The following is a 22,429-nucleotide window of genomic DNA, read 5'->3' as shown; positions in this document are numbered from 1 at the left end:
ACCCCCCACAACAGGACACCCCCCACTGCCCGGCACAGTAAGTTTAGGGATCATGTACCGATTCCTTCCGCTGCTGCTGGCCCTCTGGGCGACCAACCTCCGCGCCCAGGCCGACGACCGACCGAATATTATCTTCATCCTTACCGACGACCAGCGGCACGACGCGCTGGGCTACACGGGTAACCCCCTGGCGCATACCCCGGAAATGGACCGCCTGGCCCGGGAGGGCACCTACTTCAGCCACGCCTTGGTCACCACGCCCATCTGCGCGGCCAGCCGCGCCACCTTGCTCACGGGCCTCCACGAACGCACCCACCGCTTTAATTTCCAGACGGGCGACATCCCCGAATCCTATATGCAATACGCCTACCCGGCCGTGCTGCGCCGATCCGGCTACCGCACCGGCTTCTACGGCAAGTATGGGGTACGCTACGCCCGGGCCGGGGAGCAATTCGACGAATCCGATTTCTACGACCGCAACAACGCCTACCCCGACCGCCGCGGCTACTGGTACAAGACCCTCAACGGCGATACCGTCCACCTGACCCGCTATACCGGTCAGCAGGCCCTCGACTTCGTGGATCGCCACGCCGACGATGAACGACCCTTCTGCCTCAGTCTGAGCTTCAGCGCACCGCACGCCCACGACCCGGCCCCGGAACAGTACTTCTGGCAGCCGGAAACCGACGCCTTATTGCAAGACGTCTCCGCCCCGGCACCCGCGCTCGGCGCCCAAAATGATTTTGACGCTTTGCCCCTCCCGGTGCGCGAAGGCTTCAACCGCCTGCGGTGGACCTGGCGCTACGACACCCCCGAAAAGTACCAGCACAGCGTGAAGGGGTACTACCGGATGGTCGCGGGCATCGACCTGGAGATCGGCAAACTGCGCAAGAAACTGGCCGAGAAAGGGATCGACAAGAATACCGTGATCATCGTGATGGGCGACAACGGCTACTTCCTGGGCGAGCGGCAACTGGCAGGCAAGTGGCTGATGTACGATAACTCGGTACGCGTGCCGCTGATCGTCTATGACCCCCGCACCCCCGGCGGCACCCCCACCGCCGCCCTCGCCCGCAATGTCGACGTGCCCGCCACCATCCTCGACCTGGCCGGTACCCCGGTACCTGACGGCTACCAGGGAATATCGCTGCAACCCCTCCTGCGCGGCAAGCCTGCTCCAGCCCCGCTGGATACCGTCCTGATCGAGCACCTCTGGGAATTTCCCGACATCCCACCCAGCGAGGGCGTCCGCACGGCAGAGTGGAAATACTTCCGTTACGTGAACGACCGATCGGCTGAGGAACTGCACTACCTCCCCGACGACCCCCGGGAATCGACCAACCTGGCCCGCAACCCTGCCTACCGCGCGCAACTGCTCACGCTCCGCCGGGCGCTGGAGAACAGGATTGAAGCCTACAGCGATTCGACTTCCGCCAGCCCCCGGGGGCTTTCCGTGGAATACCTGCGCGACCCCGCGAATGTAGCCCTGCACGACACTACTCCGGAGTTCGCCTGGGAAGTGCCCGACGGTGCCGTCCGCCAGGTGGCCTACCAGGTGCTGGTGGCTTCTACCCCCGAAATGCTGGCCGAGAACCGCGGCGACGTGTGGGACAGCGGCCGGCAAGCTACCAACGTTAACACCGGGATCCCCTACGCCGGAAAGCCCCTGCAGCCGGGTCACCGCTATCACTGGAAGGTGCGCATCTGGGACCACCTCAACCGCCTGTCCAGCTACTCGGCGGCTCAGTCGTTCCAGGGGCCGAAAGCGGATGCGGCTTACCTCACCACCCCCAATGTTTTTCAGGTCGACCGCGTGGCACCGGTGGTGCGGCGCGACACGCGGCAGGGCGTCTTCCTTGACTTCGGTCGGGCGGCCTTCGCGAACCTGGAACTGACTTACACGGCCAGGCGCTCGGGTACGGTGACCGTGAGGGTAGGGGAATTGCTCAAGGACGGGGCCATCGATCCCGCTCCCGGCGGCACCATCCGCTACCAATCCGTAGAACTGCCCGTCCGCCCCGGCACCCACGCCTACATCCTGCCGCTGCCGCCGGATGACCGCAATACCGGTCCGGCCGCCGTGGCCCTGCCCGATTCCTTTCCCGTGCTCCTGCCCTTCCGCTACGCGGAGGTGATCGGGCCGCGGGGCGGGACGGTCGATTCCGCCGTGCAACTGGCTTACCACGGCTACTGGGATGAGGAGGCCAGTCACTTCTCCAGCAACGATACCCTGCTGAACCGGATCTGGGACCTCTGCAAGTACACGATCAAGGCCACCACCTTCGCCGGACTCTATGTCGACGGCGACCGCGAGCGCATTCCCTACGAAGCGGATGCCTACCTTAACCAGCTGAGCCACTACACCACCGACCGGGAATACGCCATCGCCCGGCGCACCATCGAGTACTTCATGGAGCACCCGACCTGGCCCACGGAGTGGCAGTTGCACGTAGCGCTGATGTTCCACGCCGACTATATGTACACGGGCAATACGGAACTGATCGAGCGCTACTACGACGAGTTAAAATGGAAGACGCTGGTCGGACTCGTGGGGGAAGACCACCTCGTCAGCTCGGCCCGCGTCACGCCCGAATACATGCGTAAGCTGGGGTTCCGGGACAGCACCGAAACGCTGCGCGACATTGTCGACTGGCCCCCCGCCCAGAAAGACACCGGCTGGAAACTGGCCACGGCCGAAGGTGAACGGGACGGCTTCGTTTTCCGACCCAACAACACCGTCATCAACGCCCTCTTCTACCGCAATATGGAGATCATGGCGGAGTTTGCCGGACTCCTGGGCAAGTCCGACGAAGCCCTGCACTACCGGCTACTCGCCCTGCAGGCGAAGCGCGCCATCAACGAGAAACTGTTCGACGCCGAGCGCGGCATCTACGTCGACGGAGAGGGAACCGACCACGCCTCCGTGCACGCCAATATGTTCCCCCTGGCCTTCGGGCTCGTACCCGCGGGCCACGAACGGTCGGTGGGGGAGTACATCAAAAGCCGCGGCATGGCAGCCAGCGTTTACGGCGCCCAATACCTGCTGGAAGCACTCTACAATGCCGGCATGGACGACTATGCCCTGGAGCTGCTTACCTCCACCTCCGACCGCAGCTGGTACAATATGATCCGCAGCGGCTCGACGATGACCATGGAGGCGTGGGATATCAAATACAAACCCAACCTGGACCTGAATCACGCCTGGGGGGCGGTGCCCGCCAACATCATCCCCCGCTACCTCTGGGGCATTCAACCGCAGGAGCCGGGTTATGCCGTAGCCCGCATCCATCCCCGGCTGGGCGGGTTGACCCGCAGTGAAATCACCGTACCGACGCTGGGCGGGCCGATCCGTGCGACCTTTCGCCGGGAAAATGCGCGGGAAGAATCCTATACCGTTACCATTCCCGCCAATATGGTGGCGGAGTTTTCCGTGGACCTGCGCGAAGAGCAGGTCATGTCGCTAAACGGCGAGCTGGTGAATCCGGCCTTTCCGACACTACGACTGGGGCCCGGAGAGCACCAAATTACAGTTTCTATCCAGTCGTTTTAGGAGCGCTTCAGGCCGTGCGACGCCGCTTCTTGCGTCGACCGCCGCCGCCGGAACTGCCGGCGGGCCGGTCTCGCCACCGCTCACTGGGCACGAGGGGCCAGGGGTAGTTGCGACCAAGCTCCAGTCCGTAGGTCGTCTGCTCATTGGTAGGCAGGGCATCGGGCTGGTGGACGTACTCCGAGGGCAGATCGCTGAGCTCGGGGCACCACCTTTTCACGTATTCCCCACCGGAGTCGTAGCGTTCGGCCTGACTGAGGATGTTGAAATAGCGGTTCTCGCGGGGATCGGCGCCCACGCCGGCCACGTAGTTCCAGTTGCACCAGTTGCTGGTCACGTCGTAGTCGATCAGCATATGCTCGAAGTACTCGGCCCCGAGGCGCCAGTCGACCTTGAGGTCCTTGACCAGGTAGCTGGCCACATTCTGCCGGCCGCGGTTGCTCATGAACCCGGTGCGGGCGATCTCCCGCATATTGGCGTCGATAAAGGGGGTGCCGGTCTGCCCGTCGATCCACCGCTGCAGCAGCGAGCGGTCCTTCGTCCATTCGGGGTGCTCTTCCTCCCGGAAGCCGTTCTTGTGGAAGATCTTGTCGCCGTGTTTCTTGCCCATCAGCCGGAAGAAGTCGCGCCACAGCAGCTCGTAAATCACGGCGTAGGTGCTGTCGTTGGCGCCGTTCTTGGCCTCGTAGGCGCGGATCTCGGCGTACACGCGCTTGGGGCTCAGGCACCCCAGGGCCAGCCAGGCGGAAAACTTGGTGCTGTAGTCGCCGCCGATGAGTCCGTTGCGGGTTTCCTTATAGGTCGAGACGGCCTGACTTCCGAAGAGGTAGTACAGGAGGCGGTCCAGTCCGGCCGTTTCACCGCCGTGCCACTCGATGGCCGCGCGTTCGTCTTCGGGCGGCTCCGGAATGCCGAAGTCGTTCAGTTGGGGAATCTCCCCGGGGTTAATGCCGGTGTTCTCTGCCAGGGGAATTCGGGCCGGGGTAGGGAAGGGGTCGCGTACGGGCGTCAGCCGCTCGGTTTCCTTGCGGAACTGGCTGAAAGTATCCGGCGTCTGGGTAATGGGGAAGGGCAGGTCGGAGGTGTAGTAGAGCAGCTTGCCGCGGGAGTAGTACACCTCCCGACCGATGGTCCAGAGGTTCTGCTCGACCAGGTTCTGAACTCTTAGTTCCTCGCTGGTGCGCTCGCGGTTGCAGAATACCCAGCTGGCCTGGCACTGTTTTGACAGCTCGGGCAGGATATCTTCGGGGTGGCCGGTGCGGACCACCAGGTCGGCCCCGCGCTCGCGCAGGTTGCGGCGCAGGTCGGCTACGCTTTCCAGGATGAATTTCGCGCGGTGGGCGCCGATCTTCGGCAGGCCCGTCAGGGGCAGCGTGCCCCGCCATTCCCGGGGGTCGAAAATATAGACGGGAAGGAGCTCGTCGGCGTGCTTCATGGCATCCGTCAACGCTTCGTTGTCGTGGAGCCGGAGGTCCCGCCTGAACCATACTATCGCCGCTCTTTTGCTCATGTTCCCGTGGTGTTGATCAGTGATAGGGTAACCCGGTGGGGTGCGTATGGTTGCGGCAGCGGGACATACATTGCGGGGTGGTAAGCGGGCGGACGATCCCCGGTTTCTGCACCGACGTCCACTTTCCGGGAGGGTGGTAACTTCCGGCATGCGAACCACTTTTCTCGGCCTCTTGCTGGCCCTTGGCACCTGCGTCAGCGCCCAAACCGCGTACGAAACACTCACCGACCTCAACTACCGCCCTGACAGCACGGACGCCTACGTGCGGGAACGCTGCGTGCTGGACCTCTACTATCCGACCGACAGCAGCGGCTTTGCCACCGTGGTGTTCTTTCACGGGGGCGGACTCAGCGCGGGTGCCAAGTTCATCCCGGAAGCCTGGCTGGGTCAGGGGATCGCCGTAGCCACCGCCAACTACCGCCTGCACCCCCGGGTGAAGAATCCGACCTACATCCGCGACGCCGCCGCCGCAGTGGCCTGGGTGATGGAACACATCGAAGCGTACGGCGGCGATCCCTCACGCATTTACGTCAGCGGCCACTCGGCCGGCGGCTACCTGACCAGTATGATCGGACTGGACACCAGCTACCTGGCAGCCCACGGTAAGCACCCCGACAGCCTGGCCGGTCTCATCCCCTTCAGCGGGCACACCATTACGCACTTCACGCCCCGGCAGGAACGGGGACTGGAGTGGAACGACGTGGTAGTAGACCGCTACGCGCCAATTACTCACCTGCGGCCCGACGCGCCGCCCCTGCTGATCATTACCGGTGACCGCGAGCGGGAACTTTACGGGCGGTACGAGGAGAACGCCTACTTCTGGCGGATGCTGAAGCTCAGCGGCCACCCCCGCACCTGGCTTTACGAACTGCAGGGCTTCGACCACGGCGGCATGGCGCGGCCGGCGAGTGTGCTGACGCTCGACTTCATCCGCGGAAGGCTGCCCTAGCTGCGGTCGCCCTCCTGAATGGGTAATTCTTCCGCTGCCGGGCTCCGCTCGTGCGTGGTGGGGGAGGGGCTCATCTCCAGGCGGGTCTTGGGCAGGTGATCTGGGTAGTTTTCCTGGATCCAGCCGATGAGGTGTTCGCGGATGGCGCAGCGCAGGTTGAAGGTCTGACCGGAATCCGCGCCGCTGGCGATGATGCGGATGGTCATCACGTCGGCGCTGTTGTCGGTCACGGCCACGCCGAATACCTGCTTGTCCCAGAGCTCCTGAGTCTCAACGAAGCGCTGGGCTTCCTCGCGGAGCTTGTTCACCGGGAAGGTGTAGTCGACGTACATGAAGACGCTGCCGATCAGTTGGGTAGTGTTGCGCGTCCAGTTTTGGAAGGTATCGTCGATGAACTTGTTGAGGGGGACGATCATGCGGCGCTGGTCCCAGATCTTGAGGGTCACGTAGGTCAGGGTGATCTCTTCCACACGGCCGAATTCGCCGTTCACGATCAGGGCGTCGTCGATGCGGATGGGCTGGGTGAAGGCGATCTGAAAACCGGCCAGCAGGTTGGCGATGGACTTCTGGGCCGCGAAGCCGATGATGATGCCGCCGACCCCGGCCGAGGTGAGCAGACCGGTACCGATGCTGCGCACGGCATCGAATTGCAGCAGGATGAAGGCCAGGGTCACGATGAAGATGATGATCCCCACGATGCGCTGGATGTACTGCAGCTGGGTGAGAATCTTGCGCTCCCGCAGGTTGTTCTGATCGTCGATGTTGTAGCGGTGGCGAACGGTGTCGGCGGCAATGTTGACGATGCGGATCAGCAGCATCGCGCCGGAAATGTATAGGGCCGTGCGCGCCACCAGGATGAGCGGGTGGAGGTACCACGGATTATCCGGATCGCCCTCGGAGTCGAATACCTCCAGGCCGTTCCAGAAGACCACGATGAGGGTAAACGCGATCACCCAGAAGAAGGCGTTCCACGACTTTTTTCGAATGGCATCCAGGGTGTAGCTGTCTGTACGCTTGGCCCATCCGGCGACTACGGCGTAAAGGATGGAGGTGACCAGGGTAGCGAGGATCAGGGCCAGGCCAACGAAAATGGCCAATTGTACGTAAAGCGGGGTATCATTGATGTAGTTAATCAAGTATTCCATGCGTCTCCGGGGCTAAGTCAAAAACGGGTAACGGGTGAGGCCCGGTCGGGTTCGCTTAGTCCTGTTCCCGTGGTGGGAGCACGTGCAGGTGGACCACTTCGATGCGTGTATTGCTCACTTCCAGCATCCGGCAGTGGAAGCCTTCCAGTTCCAGGCATTCGTCGGGTTCGGGTACCCGTTCGGCGGTGGTCACGATGAAGCCGGAGAGGGTTTGGTAATCCCCTTCGGGCAGTCCCAGGTTGTATTTGTCGTTGAGGTAACTAATCTCGAGGCGGCCGCTGAAGCGGTAATAGCCATTGCCTTCGTCGATCTCGACGTAGTCGTCCTCGTCGTACTCATCCTCAATTTCCCCGAATATCTCTTCCAGCAGGTCTTCCATGGTCACCACGCCGGCGATGCCGCCGAATTCGTCTACCACGCAGGCGATGCTGAGCTGGTCCTTTACGGCCCGGTCGAGCAGGTCGGCCACCCGGCCCACTTCGGGTACGAAGGTGAGCTCCAGGATACACTGCCGGATGGTGGCGGGGTAGTCCAGCAACTGCTGGTGGTGCACGTAGCCCAGTACATTGTCGGCGTCGCCGTCGACCACCAGCAGGCGGCTCAGGTGGGTGTCGATGAATTTCTGTTCCAGTTCCTCAACGGTGGCGTTGACGTCGATGCTCTCGATCTCGGTGCGGGGCACCATGCAATCGCGGATCCGCACGTCGGCCAGGTTGAGGGCATTGCCGAAAAGTTTGGTGTCGATGGCCGCCTCCTGCTCCTCGCTGGTCTGGCTGCGGTTCACGAAGTTCTCCAGGTCAAGGCGGGTCAGCACCGTGTCGAGTTCCTCACTCGGGCGCTTGAAGAAGAGCCGCAGCACCCAGTCGCTCGTCGTGGTCATCACCCGGCTGGGGAGGTAGAGCAGGGCCTGCAGCGCGCGCAGGGGCAGCGCCCAGAAGTAGAGGGCGTTGTCGGAGTACAACCGGAAGATGGTCTTGGGCACGTACTCGCCGAAAATCAGCACCGTGATGGTGATGACCAGGGTATTGAGCAACAGTACCGCGACATCCGAACCGATATTGAGGTAAGCGTTGAGCACGTAGGTGAGCGGCACGGTGACCAGGGAGGTGAAGGCCACCAGGGCGATGTTGTTGCCCACCAGCATCGTGCTCAGGAACTGGGCCGGCTGCTCGAACCAGCGCGTGAGGATGCGGCTGCGGGTGTTGTTCCGCTTCTTCTTCAGTTCGACCCTCAATTTGTTGGCCGAGACGTAGGCGATCTCGGCCCCGCTGAAGAGGGCGGACATCAACAGGCAAATTATAATGGCGATCGCCAGGCTCATGGGGTGAATTTAGGCATATCTATCCGCCGAAGTCAATTTCGGTATTGTCGCCGATGTTGAGACTTTGCCGCATGCCGCCGATGCTGGCGTCGTTACCGACGACGGACTTCCGCAGGACGATGTCGTGAATACGCGCGTAATCGCCGATGATGCTGTCGGACACGATGGCGTTTTCCAGCTTGGTGTTGGCGCCAACCGTGACGTGGGGCCCGACGATCGAGTTGCTGATGATGCAGTCCTTCCCAATGTGTACCGGATGGATGATGATGCTGTTGTCGTAGGGTGGGGGATCGTCGGTTGCGAAGCCCGGCCGGTCGAGGAAGATGGCGTTGGTCTGCAGCAGTACTTCCCGGCGGCCGCAGTCGAACCAGTTGTCGACCCGAATGGTGCGCAGCTCGACGCCCCATTCCAGCATCCGCGCCAGGGCATCCGTTAACGGGTACTCCCCGATGCTGCGGATCTTATGTTCCAGGTTGTGGGCGCAGGCCTCGATGAATTTCTGCACCTCCCGGATCTTGTAGCAACCTACCATGGCAAGATTGGATCGCGGGATAGTGGGTTTCTCGATCAGCCCGCGGATGTTGCCCTCGCTGTCCTGCTCTACTACGCCGAACTGTCGGGGGTCCTCCACGGTCTTTACGCCAATGCAGCTGACGCGCGAGTCCACGAACTCGCTCAGGTCGGCATCGATGATGGCGTCGCCGAAGAAAATCATGATCTCGCCGGCGTCGACGTAGTGGTCGCGCGCCAGCCAGATGGCGTGGGCCGAACCCATGCGCTCTTCCTGGTTGACGAATACCGTATCCAGCTGCGGGTACACCCGCTCGATGTACTCCCGGATCTTTTCGCCCAGGTAGCCGATGATGAAGATAAAGTCCGACACCCCCAATTCGATCAGCTGATCGACAATGAAGCTGATGATGGGCTTGCCGGCCACTGGGATCAGGGGCTTGGGCTGGGTGTAGGTGAGGGGTCGCAGACGCATGCCCGCCCCGGCAACGGGGATGATGGCTTTCATGGGCGGAAGGTACGATACGTCATGGGTACTCTTATACGGAAGTCGGGGCAAAAGGTTCCCCTACCGGATCACGGTGCCGAGGGTAATTTGGTTGACGCCCCCGCCGAGGTGGTAGGTACCCCGACCGTAAGCCAGCCGGAAGCGCCGCGTATTCCAGGCAAAGCCGAAGCTGTAGCCGGCGGCGGACCGGAATTCCGAGAGTCGCAGCTCCCGGCGCAGTCCGTGGTTGTACCCCGCCCGCAGGCGCAGGTTGCGCTGTTTGCCGATGAGCAATTCCCCGCTGAAAACGAAGTGACGGGCCAGGTTGTCGAAGAACAGGGCCCCGGGTCCGCGCACCCCCGTTTCTTCCCCGTCCGGACTGAGCAGCTGAAAATCGTCGGCGGCCTCCGGATCGTCGTACAGCACGTTCCAGCGGTCGAGGTAGCGGTACACTACCGAGAAGCGGAAGGGCAGGTACTTCAGTTCCCGGCTCAGGCCCGCCTGCAGTTCGAAGGGCATGGGCTCGCGCCGGCCGTCGGCGGCGTAGTGGGTGAGTTGCCGACCGAAGTTGCGGGCCAGCAGCGTGATCCCGAACCGTCCGGAGGTGTCGCGGTAATGCACTGCCGCGTCCATGCCCATGCCCAAGCTACCGTAGCCCGCCAACTGGGAGGCGATGACTTTTACGTTGAGGCCCACGGTCAATCTTTCCTCAATGCTGCGGGCGGCCCCCACCGTCACGGAGTAGTCGGCGGCACTGAAGGTGCCCAGGTCCTGGCCAGTCGGATCGCGCCGCACCAGGTCGTTGCCGTAGCCCACGTACTGTAATCCGGCAGAAAAAGTAGTCCGCAGGTCCTCGCGGTGCCGGGCGTAAGCCAGGAAGCTGTTGTTGATGCCCGCCGGCAGGAAAGCGTGGCTGAGTTGGAGCGCGCCGTTATGGCTGGGGTTCAGCAGACTCGGATTGCGGGCAGCGAGCGAAAGGTCGTCGTCCTGCACCGCAATGTGGTGGCCGCCTAGGGCCGACACGGTGGCGGAGTTGGGCAGGTTCAGGAACTCGTACGCCGAGATCCCGCCGATCTGCGCCAGCAGGGGCGCGGCGGGCAGCAACAGGCCTAGGAGTACGCATATTCGCATGGAAGTAAAGGTACGCAAGGACACCGCCTTTCCGACCTACTTCGTGGCCTCGGCGTCGGCGGGCCGCGTCATGTTCGGGGCTTCGGCCGGCGGCGGGGTGCCGTCGGAGGCCCTCCACACGGCGGTACAGGCGCCGGCCTGGCAATCCCGGATCGCGCTTAGTTGCCCGCTTTCGTCGAACTGCCATAGCATACCCTGTTCTTTTCCGTCGGCGTAGGCCCCCGCCGCGCGTGGCTTACCGTTCTCGTACCACTCCCGGAAGGGTCCGTTCTCGCGGTTATCGGCGAAGGTGACCACTTCACGTACCGTTCCGCTGGGCCAGTAGCGGGTCCACACTTTGCCCATTACGCCATTGATGTATTGGCCGTGCAACCGCAGGTTCCCCAGGGAGTCGTAGGTCATGTAGTCGCCTTCGAACTGTCCGGCGCGGTAGTTTTCCACGATTTCCGGATTGCCGTCGGCGTAGAAGGTCTTGCGCGTCCCGTCCAGCTGGCCGTCGGCGTAGAGCTCCTCGGCAATTAGGTTGCCGGCGGGGTCATATCGGCGGGCGAAGCCTTCCCGTTCCCCCGTTTCTGGCGAAACCTCATATTCGGTACGGAAGCCCAAAGCATCGGTTTCCTCGCGGGTCTCGTTGGCGGGGCCGCAGGTGCTGAGCAGGGTAAGCAGGAGCAGGGCGGTCAGGGCACGGATCGGCATGGCATATGTTGTTTAACTTCGTGAATACAAGTACCCCCGATCATGTTCGTCCCAACGTTGTGCCGCCTGCTTCTCGTACTTTGCCTACCCCTGGGGCTGGCCGGCCAGCAGACCGAGGCCGAGTACTTGCTCACGTCCAGCCGGGAGGTGGACCCCAACCGCTACCGCGAGGTGCGCGGCGATCCTTACCGCTACTCCACCTTCCGTTCCGGCATTCTCTTTGACGGGGCGCTGAATCGCTACGTGGTCGATTCGTTGAATTTCAACGGTTTTACGAGTCAGTTCGAGTACCGCGCGAACGGCGAACTGCGTGAACTCGCCAACCGGCACTTCCTGCGAGTGCAAACCACCGGCGACGCGGGGGAGCCGCATATTTACGCCTTCGGCATCAACCCCAAGTTTCCCGACAAGTACGCCGAACTGATCTACACCGGCGACTTCGTCACGGCCACGCTGGTTTACGACGTCATCAATGACGAAAAGGTAGTACAGGATGTCGGCAAGACGGTACGCCTGCGGCGGTTCAATCCCAAGCCGCTGTACTACGCCTTCGTGGACGGGGAGCTCGTCGCCCTGCGCATGAGTGCCCGTCGCCTGCCTTCCGACCTAGGGCTGAAGGGACCCGTCAGTCGCTTCATCAAGGAGCACGGCCTTGACCCCGCGCGCCGGGCCGACCTGCTACGCATCCTGCAGTACGCCGATGATCTTTACAACGGATAAGTGTTTGCCATGACCCCCCTCTGCCCCCGCCCGCTTGCGCTGCTTTTGCTACTGTTTTTTTGCTCCTGCGGCCCCGCCGACTCCCCCCCGGAACCGGATCGACCGGAAGGGGAACGCTCCGCCATAGAATCGCGCCTCATCGGTGAGCTCAGCCCCTCCGACGACCGGGCCGGCCGCCAGCGCAATGCCATCATCAACCGGGCGATCGACCGCAACTACGACGTGTACGCGGCTCCGGAAGGCTACTTCTACGAAATCCTGGAAGAGGGCAATTTCAATCCCCTGGACTCGGGCGACATCGTGACGGTCCACTACACCGGTAACTTCCTCGACGGCACGGAATTCGACAACAGTCGCCGCCGCGGCACCCCCCTCCGCTTCCGCGTCGGTGACCTCATTCCCGCCTGGAACCTGGCCCTGCAGCGCGTACGGCCCGGTGCCCGACTCCGCATTCTCACTCCGAGCGACCTGGCCTACGGTGCCGCCGGCCTTGCCGCCCCCAACGGCGATACCCTGGTGCCGGCGCATGAGCCCCTGGAATTTCTCATTGAGGATATTCAGATCTGGGAGGAGTAGTCTCTGGGTTGTTGAGTTGGTGAATTTTTGAATTGGTGAGTTTGCCGTCTGGGGGTTGTCCCTCGCTTCGCTCGGGTCGGAAAACTCCTCTAAGCACGGCAATGATGCCCGTTAACTCACCAACTCAGGAACCTAACCACGCACGCCGAGCGAAGTGAGGCAAGAATGGCCGCCAATTCAATAATTCACCAAGTCAGAAAATCAATCACGCGGGTCCAGCAAAGCGAGGCAAGAATGCCCACTAATTCAAGAACTCACCAACTCAGAAATTCACCACCTAAACCCCTACCTACGCACCTGCCGCTCCGGCAACTCATAGCTGATATCGAAATCATCCAGCACGGAGTCCAGGATGCGGTCGTCGCCAATGGTGTACTGCTGTTTGAGTTTGTGACCGTAAAAGCCAGCCAGGGTAGCCCAGTAGCGGGCCGTGAGGCCTCCACGCAGTTCCTTGATGAGATCGTAAATGGGCTCTTCGGTTTCCCTTTCGATCATGGCGATGAGCACTTTACCCTGGGTTTTGGACATCTTCTTGAGCGGTTCCTCGAATTTCTCCTCCAACTCGTCTTGCAGGCGTTTGATGTAGCGCCGGCGATCGCGCTTGCTCATGTTCTGCGTCATGTACTCCGTTTCCCGGAAGATGCGGATGGCATCCACGGCGTAGGGGTAGGCGCGCTGGGCGTAGATCCGGTACCGGCGGTAGAGTTTGTACTCCTCGTCGGAGGCAAAGAACTCCGGTGAGCTGACGGAAATATCATTCAACTGAGCGATGATGATGGTGTCGCCGCAATCGTCGAGGGTGTAGGGGTACAGTTGTCCATTAAGCCGGGTATAGCCCTCCTGGGCCAGCAGGAGCGAACAGCAGAAGACCAGTAAACCGGGAAGGAGTAGACGCATGGGGGATTAGTTCCGAATATAAAACGAAAGGCGGGGCGGTGCAGTATAAAGGTACAGCTTCCTCAATAAGCCTAGCGGAAGACCTCCAGCGACGCGCCCAGCGACGCCGCAAAGCGGTCGGGATCCACCCCCGTAGCCTGGCTTCCAAAGTAATCAACGAGGTGCTCCGTGGGCATATTGCCGGTAAGCTCGTCGCGGGCCATCGGGCAGCCGCCAAAACCGCGGATGGCTCCGTCGAAGCGGCGGCAGCCAGCCTCCTCCGCGGCCACCACCTTTTCCCGCCAGGTATCCGGGGTGGTGTGCAGGTGCGCACCGATCTCGAGCTCCGGGTAGCGGGGGATGAGGTTGGCAAACAGGTAGCTGATGCTCGCCGGCGAACTCACGCCGATGGTATCGGAAAGTTGAAATATCGTGATGTCCAGGGCCGCCAGTCGCTCCAGCCATTGCTCTACGACCTCGGCGTTCCAGGGATCGCCGTAGGGATTGCCGAAGCCCATACTGAGGTACACCACCATCTGCCGTCCGGCGGCGACGGTGAGCTCCTGGATCTGCTTGACGCGCTCGAGGCTGTCGGCTAGACTGGCGTTCGTGTTGCGCAGCTGGAAGGTCTCGCTTACGCTGAAGGGGTAGCCCAGGTAGTCGATCTCCGGATGGGTAAGGGCGGCCTCGGCACCGCGGCGGTTGGCTACGATGGCCAGCAGTTTGGTCCTGGTCTGGCTAAGGTCCAGTCCGGCCACCACCGCGGCGGTGTCGCGCATCTGCGGGATGGCCTTAGGGGAGACGAAACTTCCGAAGTCGAGGGTGTCAAAACCACAGGCGAGCAGGCCCTGCAGATAGGCGGTCTTGACCTCGGTGGGGATAAATTCGTGCCGACCCTGCATGGCGTCGCGCGGACATTCGATAAGCTTGACGTTAGCCAAAGAGAGATAATTTAGAAGGCAATATCACCATTGCTGCGACAACACCCCCGCCCCCCGGGTAGTTTCCTTGGAAACTTGCCCCCATGTTCAAGCATTCCACCACCCTTACCGTCATCGGCTTCCTGCTTCTTTTCCTGGGATTGATCTCGCTGTTGCTGAATTTCGTGGGCGTGGACATTTTCTTTCTGACCTGGTTGTATGAACTCGGCGTAGGCATCTCCTTCATCGTACGACTGCTCATGGTCATCGGGGGGATTATTCTGATTTATCTGGCCCAAACGGACTGGGAGCAGGAGGAGATATGAACCGCTACCAGTAGAAGGTTGCCGCCAGGGCGGGGAGGACCGGAAGCTGGTCTACGCGTCCACCGCTGAGGCGATCGACGTAAAAGATGTTTTCGCGGTTGTAGGCATTGGTCACGCTGGCCGCAATTTCCAGCCGTGCGTGCGATCCGAAGATAAATTCACGACTCAGACTGACATCCAGCCGGTGCAGGTCGCTGAGGCGCCCCCCGTTGCGGTCGGTGCTCAGCAATACTAGGGGGTTCCCGTTACCGGTCAGAAAATCCGTCAGTACGGGGTTATCCGCTACCCCGGGGTCCTCGATGACGCCCACCGTTTGGGTAAAGGGGAAAGCGGAACCGAAGGTGAACCGGAAGCCGGTAGTCCATTGCTCCTGGCTTCCGAACCCTACGCTGCCGTACAGATTGACCGTGTGGCGCCGGTCAAAGCTGGTGGGGTACACCTCCGTCCCGTCGTTGCGGTCTACGAAGGCCAGTCCGTAATTGCCCGCCAGGCGCAGGGGGCCGGAGCGGTATTCCGCCGATACGTCGCCGCCGTAGGCCGTGCCGGAGAGGGCCACGAAGTCGGGGTCGGCGGCCGACAACTTCCCGCGGTTGAGTTCCAGCAGTTGGGTGAAGCCCTTGTAGTATCCCTCCAGGTTGAAGCTCAGCCGGTCACTCGCGTCGTATTCCACGCCCCCAACGCCGTGTATCGCCCGCTGCAAGTTGTTCTCGCCCTCCGTTATGCGACTCTCCGGCCCCACCAGAAAGCCCTGGAAGAAGTTGACGATGTCCAGGTCGTTCTGCGTGGCGATCAGGTTCTGGCTGTACCAGCCGCCGGCCGCCTTCAGCCGCAACCCTTCGTGCACCGCGTACTTTAGTCCCAGGCGCGGTTCCAACGAAACGGTGTTCAGGGAGGCGTAGTACTGTACCCTGAGGCCCGGCTCCACGATCAGGTCGCCCAGGCTGCGCTTGTACTTTGCGTAGCCGTTGATCTCCGAGGTGAAATCCTCCTGTCGGAAAGTGATCCCACTCGCGTTGAGGAAGATGAAGTCGGTGTTGATGCCGTTGAATTCAAATCCGTAGGCCACCTGTTCCCGCCCCCCGAAGTAGGTAAAGTCCAGACGCGCGGTATACTGAGCAATCCCGCTGCTGCGTGGGCCACGGTCAGTCTCAAGCAGGTTGACGGAGTAGGAGGAAGCCGACAACACCCCGTCGATGACCACGTCGCTGGTCGGGGGCACCAGCGTGAATCGTCCGCCGCCTCCGGTGTTCGACCAATTGAGCCCGGCCAATCCCTCGATCGCGAAGTCGTCGGTAAACTGAAAGCCGAATACGTCCAGGGCCGAGCCGTTCCCCCCGGAGAGGGTCACCTTGCCGTAGAGGTCACGGTAGTCATAAGGAAGCCCCCGCGGCGCGGCGGTGCTGTCGCCGCCGGTGCGGAAAAAACCTTCCGGCGTGGCGTATTCGTACAGCCGTGGACTGGTTTGCGGCAACAGGCTCTGCTTGCCGGTCAGGAGGAAGGATATACTGCCGCCGGATTCCCCCAGTGGGCGCAGGGGACCTTCCACCAGAGCCTTGGCCTGAAAGGGGCTTACCGCTACCAGTCCCGCCAGTCGGCGCTTGTTGCCGGTGCGGGTCTGCAGGTCGACGATTGCGGAAGTGCGGCCACCGTATTCGGCGTTGAAGCCCCCGGTGTGTACTTCCGCCACGCCGATCGCCTCCGTTTCGAAGACGGAGAATAGGCCGATGCTGTGAAAGGGGTTATAAATCGTTGTTCCGTCCAGCAGGATCTTGTTCTGCACCGGACTGCCCCCGCGGATGTACAGCTGCCCACCCTGGTCGCCGCTGCTGACGACCCCGGGCAGCACCGTCAGGTACTGCGCCAGATCGGGCGTGCCGCCGATGGACGGCAGCTCCAGGATATCGGAAGCCAGCAGGGTCACTCGGGAGACGGCCACGTCCTCGCGCTGTCTTTGTCGCCGGGCCGAAACGTTCACCGCAGACAGGTTCACCGCGGCGGGGGGGAGCAGCAGGCGCAGGTACTCGATTTCATTTTCCACCTCCAGGACCACCCGGGCGGTTGTACTGTCGTAGCCGACATAGGTGGCCACCACGCGGTAGTCCCCGGGGGGGAGGTTGCCGAATGTGAAGAAGCCATCGGCGTCCGTGTTAGTGCCCCGGCCGAGGGGCTGCAGGCGTACGGTAGCAAAGGGTACCGGGGCGCCGTCCTCCGCATCGTAGAGGTTGCCGCGCACGATTCCGTTCTGGGCGCGGGCGCAGGTGCCGGCCAGTATGGTAAGGCAGAGCAGGATGATTCGCAGCAGCGGGCCGCGCGGGGTAGGGCCGGGCGGCGGCCGGTCCACTGACGATTGAAGTGCCAAATGAAATCTACTTGAGCACGCCGATCCCCTCGCGTTGCAGCAGGGCTTCTTCCCCGGTACAGTCGATGATGGTACTGGCCTCGTTGCCGCCGATTCCCCCGTCGATTACGGCGTCCACGCGCTTTCCGTAGGCGTCGTTGATCTCGTGGGGGTCGGTGTAGTATTCCTTTACCGAGTCGCTGTGCTTTACACTGGCGGTGAGGATGGGGCGGCCGAGTCCGCGTACCAGGGCATCCACGATGTTGTTGTCGATGATCCGGACACCGATCGTTTCCTTCCGGTTCTTCAGCACCTTGGGGGTGCGGTTATTGGACTTGAGGATGAAGGTGAAGGGGCCGGGCAGGTTGTGCTTCATCACCCGGAAGATGTCATTGTTGATGGTGGCGGAGTATTCAGTGACCTGACTGATGTCCTGGCAAATGAAGCTGAACATGGCCTTATTGGGGTCGATACCGCGGATCTGGGCCACGCGTTCCACGGCATTCTTGTTGGTGATGTCGCAGCCGATGCCGTATACGGTGTCGGTAGGATAGATGATCACGCCGCCCGCTTCGAGGATGTCAACCATTTGCTTGATGAGGCGGGGCTGCGGGTTGTCGGGATTGATACTTACTAGCATAGCGTGGGTTTTGTGGCAATATACACAGGAAGGTCGATCGGCTCGCCTGCGGTTATGCTCCATCAATCGGGCGGGCACGATTATTGTTCGCAGGCCGCGGCCGGTATGCGGGGCAGTTTTTGCCGGGGACGGGTTTGCGGTGGATCAGGCGGATTGAATTTCCGCCAACCACCCCCCGCCCCTGCGCGTATACCCACTATGGCAAAGTATAGCATCGACCTGCAGGCAGGTAAAGTAAAGGAAGACGAAGCGGTTACCTCCGTAGGAGAAACGATCGTCGGCATCGATCTGGGCACAACCAATAGTTTGGTGGCCCACGTCAAGGACGGCCACGCCGTGGCCGTTGCGGGCCCCGATGGCAAGAGCGTACTCGTACCGAGCGTCGTGCACTTTCGTGCGGACGGCACGACGGTAGTCGGTGAGGCGGCGAAATCCCACCTGGAAACCGACCCCGAACGCACCATTTACTCCGTGAAGCGGCTGCTCGGAAAAAGCTACGGCGACCTGTCGGAAGTGAAGGACCGCTTCGGCTACCGCATCATCGACGAAGACGAGGACCGCCTGGTGAAGATCGCGGTACAGACCGCCGATGGCCGGGATCGCTACTATAGTCCCATTGAACTGTCGGCCGAGATCCTCAAGACGCTCAAGGCCCGCATCGAAGCGGAGCTGGGTACCACCGTCAGCCGGGCGGTGATCACCGTGCCGGCCTATTTCAACGACGCCCAGCGGCAAGCTACCCGCGACGCCGGCCGGCTGGCCGGCCTGGACGTGCTGCGCATCGTGAACGAACCTACGGCCAGCAGTCTGGCGTACGGTATCGGTCTTACCGACGAGGATGAGGGGCGCACCATTGCCGTTTACGACCTGGGTGGGGGCACCTTTGACGTCTCGCTGTTGCGGATCGAGCAGGGAATCTTCGAGGTGCTGAGTACCAACGGCGATACCTTCCTTGGCGGCGATGATTTTGACCAGGCCATCGTGGATTACTGGCGGGAGAACCATTCGCTGCAGCTCGACAGCCCCGAATCGCGCGGCACGATCCGACTGCTGGCCGAACGGGCGAAGAAGGCGCTTTCCTCCGAAACGGAATTCACGGCCGACTTCAACGGTATTTCCCTGCACCTGACGCGCACTGAACTGGAGAACCGACTCGCCCCGCTCGTGGAGCGTACGCTCGGCTCCTGCGACCGCGCCCTGAAAGATGCCGGACTGCAGAAGGAAGATATCGACCACGTCATCATGGTGGGGGGGAGTACCCGTGTACCCCTGGTGAAGCGATCGGTGAGTGAATTCTTCGGGCGGGAGGTTAACGACAGCCTAGACCCCGATCAGGTAGTGGCCCTCGGTGCCGCCATCCAGGCCGACGTGCTGGCCGGCAACCAAAAGGACGTGCTGCTGCTGGACATTACCCCCCTAAGCCTCGGAATTGAAACGGTGGGCGGGCTCATGGACCCCATCATTCCCCGCAACTCCAAGGTGCCCACCAAGGTGGGGCGGAAATACACCACGAGTGTCGACGGACAGGTGAAGCTGAAAGTCGCTGTCTACCAGGGTGAGCGCGACATGGTGGCCGATAACCGCAAGCTGGGTGAATTTATCCTGGAGAATATTCCGCCCATGCCGGCCGGTATCCCCCAGATCGAGATCCATTTCTACCTTGACGCCGACGGCATCCTGCGGGTGAAGGCCACCGAACACCGGAGCGGCACCGAACAGAGCGTTACGATCAAATCCCAGTACGGCATCAGCGAGGAGGAAATGGCCCTGATGCTGATGGACAGTCTGCAGAACGCCGAAGCCGATATGGCGGCGCGGGCCCTGGCCGAAGCGCGCACGGAGGCCAACAATGTCTTGTTGAGCGCCCGCAAATTCATCCGGCAGAACGAAAGCTGGCTCACCCCCAACCAGGTGGCGGAAATCAACCGTTACGCCGACGCCCTGGCCGAAAGCGTACAGGGTTCGGACAAGGACGAGATCAACCGGCGGCTGGAGGAACTCAACACCTTCACGACCCCCCTGGCGCATGAGGCGCTGGACCGTAACGTGGCCGCCGCGATGAAGGGGCAGGACCTGGCGTAGTATTAAGCTCGGATAAAAGAGATTTTGCCCACGCGGCGCGTGGGCGGTCCGTCGCCTCCCGGTGTCGCGTGAAAGGTTCGTCACCTCCAGGTGCCGCATAATCGGTTCGTCAGCTCTAGGTGGCGCATGGGCTGTCCTTTACCTCCAGGTACCGCATGAACGGTTCGTCACCTCCAGGTGGCGAGTGGGCTGTTCGTCACCTCCAGGCACCGCATGACGGTTCGTCACCTCCAGGTGGCGCATAGGCTGTTCGTCACCTCCAGGCACCGCATGACGGTTCGTCACCTCCAGGTGGCGCAGGCACGATTCAGCACCTCCAGTTACCGAGTGCAGGGTTAATAAAGCAATTGGTAGAGAGGAATATTTCCCACGCGGCGAGTGGGCTGTTCGTCACCCCCAGGTGCCGCATGACGGTTCGTCACCTCCAGGTGCCGCATGACGGTTCGTCACCTCCAGGTGGCGCATGGGCTGTCCTTTACCTCCAGGCGCCGCATGAACGGTTCGTCACCTCCAGGTGGCGAGTGGGCTGTTCGTCACCTCCAGGCACCGCATGACGGTTCGTCACCTCCAGGCACCGCATGACGGTTCGTCACCTCCAGGCACCGCATGACGGTTCGTCACCTCCAGGTGACGCGTGGGCGGTTGGTCACCTCCAGGTGGCGCACGAACGGTCCCGCACCTCCAGGTACCGCGTGAGCGCACCGCTGCCAACTGGCGGCAGATATCTCTACGCGTACCTCTAAGCGCTACGTCGCCCTACCACCGTTGCCGGGCGAGGCGGCGGGATAGTTTGTCGAGTTCCTGGCGGACGGTGGCTTTGGTTTTTTTGTCCGGTGAACGGCCGGCGCGGAGGTCGTCGACGATCTCCTGCAGGTTCTGTTTAACCGTTTCGGCTTCGAGGATCTGGAGCGTGGTTTTGAGCTTGTGCTTCAGGTCGCCGATCTCGTGTACGTCGTCGTCGGCGAACGCCTTGGTGAGGGCATCGGATGCCTGGTTGAGTTCCTGCTGCAGGATGATGGAGAAGGCCTCAAGCTCGGCGGGGTCGTGGTCGAGGGTGCTGCGTAGTTCGGGAAAATTCATGGCGGGAGGGCTGAGGTAGCGCCGTACGAAAGCGTGTAGTTGGCGGGGGTCAAAAGGTTTGAGGGCAAAATCGTCGATGTGCGCGTCGTGCATTTTTTCCGTCATGGCCATGCGGGCGCTGGCGGAGAAGGCGATGATGGGCACCTGATTTTTGGGCGGGGGCATGGAGCGGATCCTTTTCGAGGCGGTATAGCCGTCCATTACCGGCATTTTCAGGTCCATCAGTACGAGATCGTAGTCGTTGGCCTCAACACATTCCAGGGCCTCCTTTCCGTTGGCTGCCAGATCAAAATCCACTTTCCACCTGCGGAAATAGCGCGCGACGAGAAAAGAGTTGGTGCGATTATCCTCCACGATCAGGACGCGCCCGGCCCCGATCACCGGGAGGTCGCCAATGCTCAGGGTGCTCTGCGGTGGGATGTCACCTTCGGGCAGCACTACCTCGAACCAGAAGCGGGATCCTTGCCCCAGGGTGCTCTCCACCTGTACGGTGCTGTCAAAGTAATCGAGGATGCGCTGGCAGATGGACAGGCCCAGTCCGGAACCGCCGTACTTCTGATGAATGTGCTGGGTGGCCTGACTGAAGGGTTGAAACAACTTGTCCAGGTGCTCGGGATGAATACCTATGCCGTCGTCGGTCACCGAGAAACGAAGGTGGTGACCGAGCTCCGATTGGTCGAGCCACTCCACGGCGATACACACCTTCCCGCCCCGGGCAAATTTCGCGGCGTTGCCGATCAGATTGGTCAGGACCTGGTTGAAGAGGGTAGGGTCGCCCACCACGCCCGCCGGCACCCGGTCGTCGATCTTGATGGTATAGGAGGTGGTCTCGTCGGCACTGCCGTAGCGAAAGCTGTCAACGATGGATTGTACAAGCCTGCGAACCGAAAACGGCTGGTGGGAAACCTTAAGTTCGCCGAGGCCCGACTTGGCTACGATCAGGATGTTCTTGAACAGGGAAAGCAGGTGGTTGCCCGACTGTATCAGGATGGACTGCAGGCGCCGCTGGTTGGGGTCCAGTTCGCTGACGCCGAGCAAGTCAGCCGTACCGATGATGGCGTTGAGGGGCGTGAGCACCTCATGGCTGATGGTGGACAGAAAGGAAGTCTTGGCGCGGTCGGAAGATTCGGCCCGCTTGCGGGCCTCGAGCAGCTCCCGTTCGTATTTCTTCCGATCGGTGAAGTTGGTCACCACGAAGCTGTTGAAGCGGGTGGGGCCGTCGCCGACGACGTGGTGGGTGGCGGAGATGAGAACCGGAAGCTTGCTGCCGTCCTGCCGCACCAGCGTCAGGTTGATCTCCCGCACCTCGCCCTGGATGCCGAGCAGGGGGGCCAGGTGGGTGTCGAAGTAAATACTTCCGCCCCGGTTCAGGATGTCCTGCATGGTGCGCTGGCCCGCCAGGTCTTCCTTTTGGTAACCCAGCCAGTCCAGCAAGGTATCGTTGATGCCCAGGAGTTGTCCGTTAGGATCGGTGATCAGGTAGCCGCAGGGGGCGTTATCGACGAACTGGCGGGCGTGTTCCTCAATCGTCCGCGATGTAGCCGCGCTGAGCGAAGATTTGAGGAAATGCATAAC

Annotated in this window: 17 protein-coding genes; 6 read left to right on the top strand and 11 right to left on the bottom strand. The window is 61.8% G+C overall.

Translation table 11 applies throughout. The annotated features are described in order from the left end of the window. Nucleotides 1-52 precede the first annotated feature (52 nt). Nucleotides 53-3,550, top strand: a complete 3,498-nt coding sequence (locus E4021_RS06590) for a sulfatase-like hydrolase/transferase (RefSeq protein WP_136457620.1) — start codon at nucleotides 53-55, stop codon at nucleotides 3,548-3,550. A gap of 7 nt (nucleotides 3,551-3,557) precedes the next feature. On the opposite strand, the gene E4021_RS06585 is transcribed toward E4021_RS06590, so the two are convergent. Beyond that, on the bottom strand, nucleotides 3,558-5,057 hold the full coding sequence (locus E4021_RS06585; RefSeq protein ID WP_136457618.1) for a DASH family cryptochrome: 1,500 nt from the start codon (nucleotides 5,055-5,057) through the stop codon (nucleotides 3,558-3,560). 148 nt (nucleotides 5,058-5,205) lie between these two features. On the opposite strand from E4021_RS06585, the gene E4021_RS06580 reads away from it, so the two are divergent. Then, nucleotides 5,206-6,006, top strand: a complete 801-nt coding sequence (locus E4021_RS06580) for an alpha/beta hydrolase (protein WP_136457616.1) — start codon at nucleotides 5,206-5,208, stop codon at nucleotides 6,004-6,006. On the opposite strand, the gene E4021_RS06575 is transcribed toward E4021_RS06580, so the two are convergent. The 5 genes from E4021_RS06575 to E4021_RS06555 are packed head-to-tail and all read right to left on the bottom strand — an operon-like array spanning nucleotide 6,003 to nucleotide 11,296. Next, entirely contained in the window at nucleotides 6,003-7,151 is a 1,149-nt protein-coding gene (locus E4021_RS06575) for a mechanosensitive ion channel family protein (protein WP_136457614.1), read from the bottom strand. The two genes, E4021_RS06580 and E4021_RS06575, sit on opposite strands and share 4 nt — an antisense overlap. A 55-nt stretch (nucleotides 7,152-7,206) precedes the next feature. Next, nucleotides 7,207-8,472 (bottom strand): hemolysin family protein, encoded by a 1,266-nt coding sequence (locus E4021_RS06570; RefSeq protein WP_136457612.1) that lies wholly within the window; start codon nucleotides 8,470-8,472, stop codon nucleotides 7,207-7,209. Nucleotides 8,473-8,491: 19 nt separating this feature from the next. Beyond that, entirely contained in the window at nucleotides 8,492-9,490 is a 999-nt protein-coding gene (locus tag E4021_RS06565) for a sugar phosphate nucleotidyltransferase (protein ID WP_136457610.1), read from the bottom strand. 60 nt (nucleotides 9,491-9,550) lie between these two features. After that, nucleotides 9,551-10,600, bottom strand: a complete 1,050-nt coding sequence (porQ, locus tag E4021_RS06560) for a type IX secretion system protein PorQ (RefSeq protein ID WP_136457608.1) — start codon at nucleotides 10,598-10,600, stop codon at nucleotides 9,551-9,553. Between the two features lie 36 nt (nucleotides 10,601-10,636). Further along, nucleotides 10,637-11,296: a toxin-antitoxin system YwqK family antitoxin gene (locus E4021_RS06555; protein WP_136457606.1), complete on the bottom strand. Its 660-nt coding sequence runs from the start codon at nucleotides 11,294-11,296 to the stop codon at nucleotides 10,637-10,639. A 42-nt stretch (nucleotides 11,297-11,338) separates the two neighbouring features. On the opposite strand from E4021_RS06555, the gene E4021_RS06550 reads away from it, so the two are divergent. After that, the gene (locus tag E4021_RS06550; protein ID WP_136457604.1) at nucleotides 11,339-12,016 is read left to right on the top strand and encodes a hypothetical protein; all 678 of its coding nucleotides are present in this window, start codon (nucleotides 11,339-11,341) and stop codon (nucleotides 12,014-12,016) included. Between the two features lie 9 nt (nucleotides 12,017-12,025). Next, nucleotides 12,026-12,592, top strand: coding sequence for an FKBP-type peptidyl-prolyl cis-trans isomerase (locus tag E4021_RS06545; protein ID WP_136457602.1), 567 nt, complete (start codon nucleotides 12,026-12,028; stop codon nucleotides 12,590-12,592). A gap of 285 nt (nucleotides 12,593-12,877) precedes the next feature. Here E4021_RS06545 and E4021_RS06540 read toward each other — a convergent pair whose 3' ends face one another. Then, nucleotides 12,878-13,489, bottom strand: a complete 612-nt coding sequence (locus E4021_RS06540; RefSeq protein ID WP_136457600.1) for a DUF4294 domain-containing protein — start codon at nucleotides 13,487-13,489, stop codon at nucleotides 12,878-12,880. Between the two features lie 71 nt (nucleotides 13,490-13,560). Further along, nucleotides 13,561-14,409 carry a hydroxymethylglutaryl-CoA lyase gene (locus E4021_RS06535; RefSeq protein WP_168797488.1) on the bottom strand — a complete coding sequence of 283 codons (849 nt, stop codon included), beginning with the start codon at nucleotides 14,407-14,409 and terminating at the stop codon, nucleotides 13,561-13,563. An 83-nt stretch (nucleotides 14,410-14,492) separates the two neighbouring features. On the opposite strand from E4021_RS06535, the gene E4021_RS06530 reads away from it, so the two are divergent. Beyond that, a complete protein-coding gene (locus tag E4021_RS06530; RefSeq protein ID WP_136457598.1) occupies nucleotides 14,493-14,714 on the top strand; it encodes a hypothetical protein in 222 nt (73 codons plus the stop codon). A gap of 4 nt (nucleotides 14,715-14,718) precedes the next feature. Here E4021_RS06530 and E4021_RS06525 read toward each other — a convergent pair whose 3' ends face one another. Continuing rightward, complete coding sequence (locus tag E4021_RS06525) at nucleotides 14,719-17,073, bottom strand: TonB-dependent receptor (RefSeq protein ID WP_246050240.1); 2,355 nt, start codon at nucleotides 17,071-17,073, stop codon at nucleotides 14,719-14,721. A gap of 7 nt (nucleotides 17,074-17,080) precedes the next feature. Then, on the bottom strand, nucleotides 17,081-17,692 hold the full coding sequence (locus tag E4021_RS06520) for an L-threonylcarbamoyladenylate synthase (RefSeq protein WP_136457596.1): 612 nt from the start codon (nucleotides 17,690-17,692) through the stop codon (nucleotides 17,081-17,083). Nucleotides 17,693-17,890: 198 nt separating this feature from the next. On the opposite strand from E4021_RS06520, the gene dnaK reads away from it, so the two are divergent. Continuing rightward, nucleotides 17,891-19,774 carry a molecular chaperone DnaK gene (gene dnaK, locus E4021_RS06515; RefSeq protein ID WP_136457594.1) on the top strand — a complete coding sequence of 628 codons (1,884 nt, stop codon included), beginning with the start codon at nucleotides 17,891-17,893 and terminating at the stop codon, nucleotides 19,772-19,774. 756 nt (nucleotides 19,775-20,530) lie between these two features. On the opposite strand, the gene E4021_RS06510 is transcribed toward dnaK, so the two are convergent. Further along, nucleotides 20,531-22,426, bottom strand: coding sequence for a hybrid sensor histidine kinase/response regulator (locus tag E4021_RS06510; RefSeq protein WP_136457592.1), 1,896 nt, complete (start codon nucleotides 22,424-22,426; stop codon nucleotides 20,531-20,533). Nucleotides 22,427-22,429 lie beyond the last annotated feature (3 nt).

Source organism: Neolewinella litorea (assembly GCF_004803465.1).
Taxonomy (GTDB): Bacteria; Bacteroidota; Bacteroidia; order Chitinophagales; family Saprospiraceae; genus Neolewinella; species Neolewinella litorea.
This window is presented reverse-complemented; position numbering and strand designations above follow the sequence as displayed.

What these genes read in the sequence shown, in the direction of transcription:
- E4021_RS06590 (WP_136457620.1), top strand. Translation starts at nt 53, where the DNA reads ATGTACCGATTCCTTCCGCTGCTGCTGGCCCTCTGGGCGACCAACCTC.
- E4021_RS06585 (WP_136457618.1), bottom strand. Translation starts at nt 5,057, where the DNA reads ATGAGCAAAAGAGCGGCGATAGTATGGTTCAGGCGGGACCTCCGGCTC.
- E4021_RS06580 (WP_136457616.1), top strand. Translation starts at nt 5,206, where the DNA reads ATGCGAACCACTTTTCTCGGCCTCTTGCTGGCCCTTGGCACCTGCGTC.
- E4021_RS06575 (WP_136457614.1), bottom strand. Translation starts at nt 7,151, where the DNA reads ATGGAATACTTGATTAACTACATCAATGATACCCCGCTTTACGTACAA.
- E4021_RS06570 (WP_136457612.1), bottom strand. Translation starts at nt 8,472, where the DNA reads ATGAGCCTGGCGATCGCCATTATAATTTGCCTGTTGATGTCCGCCCTC.
- E4021_RS06565 (WP_136457610.1), bottom strand. Translation starts at nt 9,490, where the DNA reads ATGAAAGCCATCATCCCCGTTGCCGGGGCGGGCATGCGTCTGCGACCC.
- porQ (WP_136457608.1), bottom strand. Translation starts at nt 10,600, where the DNA reads ATGCGAATATGCGTACTCCTAGGCCTGTTGCTGCCCGCCGCGCCCCTG.
- E4021_RS06555 (WP_136457606.1), bottom strand. Translation starts at nt 11,296, where the DNA reads ATGCCGATCCGTGCCCTGACCGCCCTGCTCCTGCTTACCCTGCTCAGC.
- E4021_RS06550 (WP_136457604.1), top strand. Translation starts at nt 11,339, where the DNA reads ATGTTCGTCCCAACGTTGTGCCGCCTGCTTCTCGTACTTTGCCTACCC.
- E4021_RS06545 (WP_136457602.1), top strand. Translation starts at nt 12,026, where the DNA reads ATGACCCCCCTCTGCCCCCGCCCGCTTGCGCTGCTTTTGCTACTGTTT.
- E4021_RS06540 (WP_136457600.1), bottom strand. Translation starts at nt 13,489, where the DNA reads ATGCGTCTACTCCTTCCCGGTTTACTGGTCTTCTGCTGTTCGCTCCTG.
- E4021_RS06530 (WP_136457598.1), top strand. Translation starts at nt 14,493, where the DNA reads ATGTTCAAGCATTCCACCACCCTTACCGTCATCGGCTTCCTGCTTCTT.
- E4021_RS06520 (WP_136457596.1), bottom strand. Translation starts at nt 17,692, where the DNA reads ATGCTAGTAAGTATCAATCCCGACAACCCGCAGCCCCGCCTCATCAAG.
- dnaK (WP_136457594.1), top strand. Translation starts at nt 17,891, where the DNA reads ATGGCAAAGTATAGCATCGACCTGCAGGCAGGTAAAGTAAAGGAAGAC.
- E4021_RS06510 (WP_136457592.1), bottom strand. Translation starts at nt 22,426, where the DNA reads ATGCATTTCCTCAAATCTTCGCTCAGCGCGGCTACATCGCGGACGATT.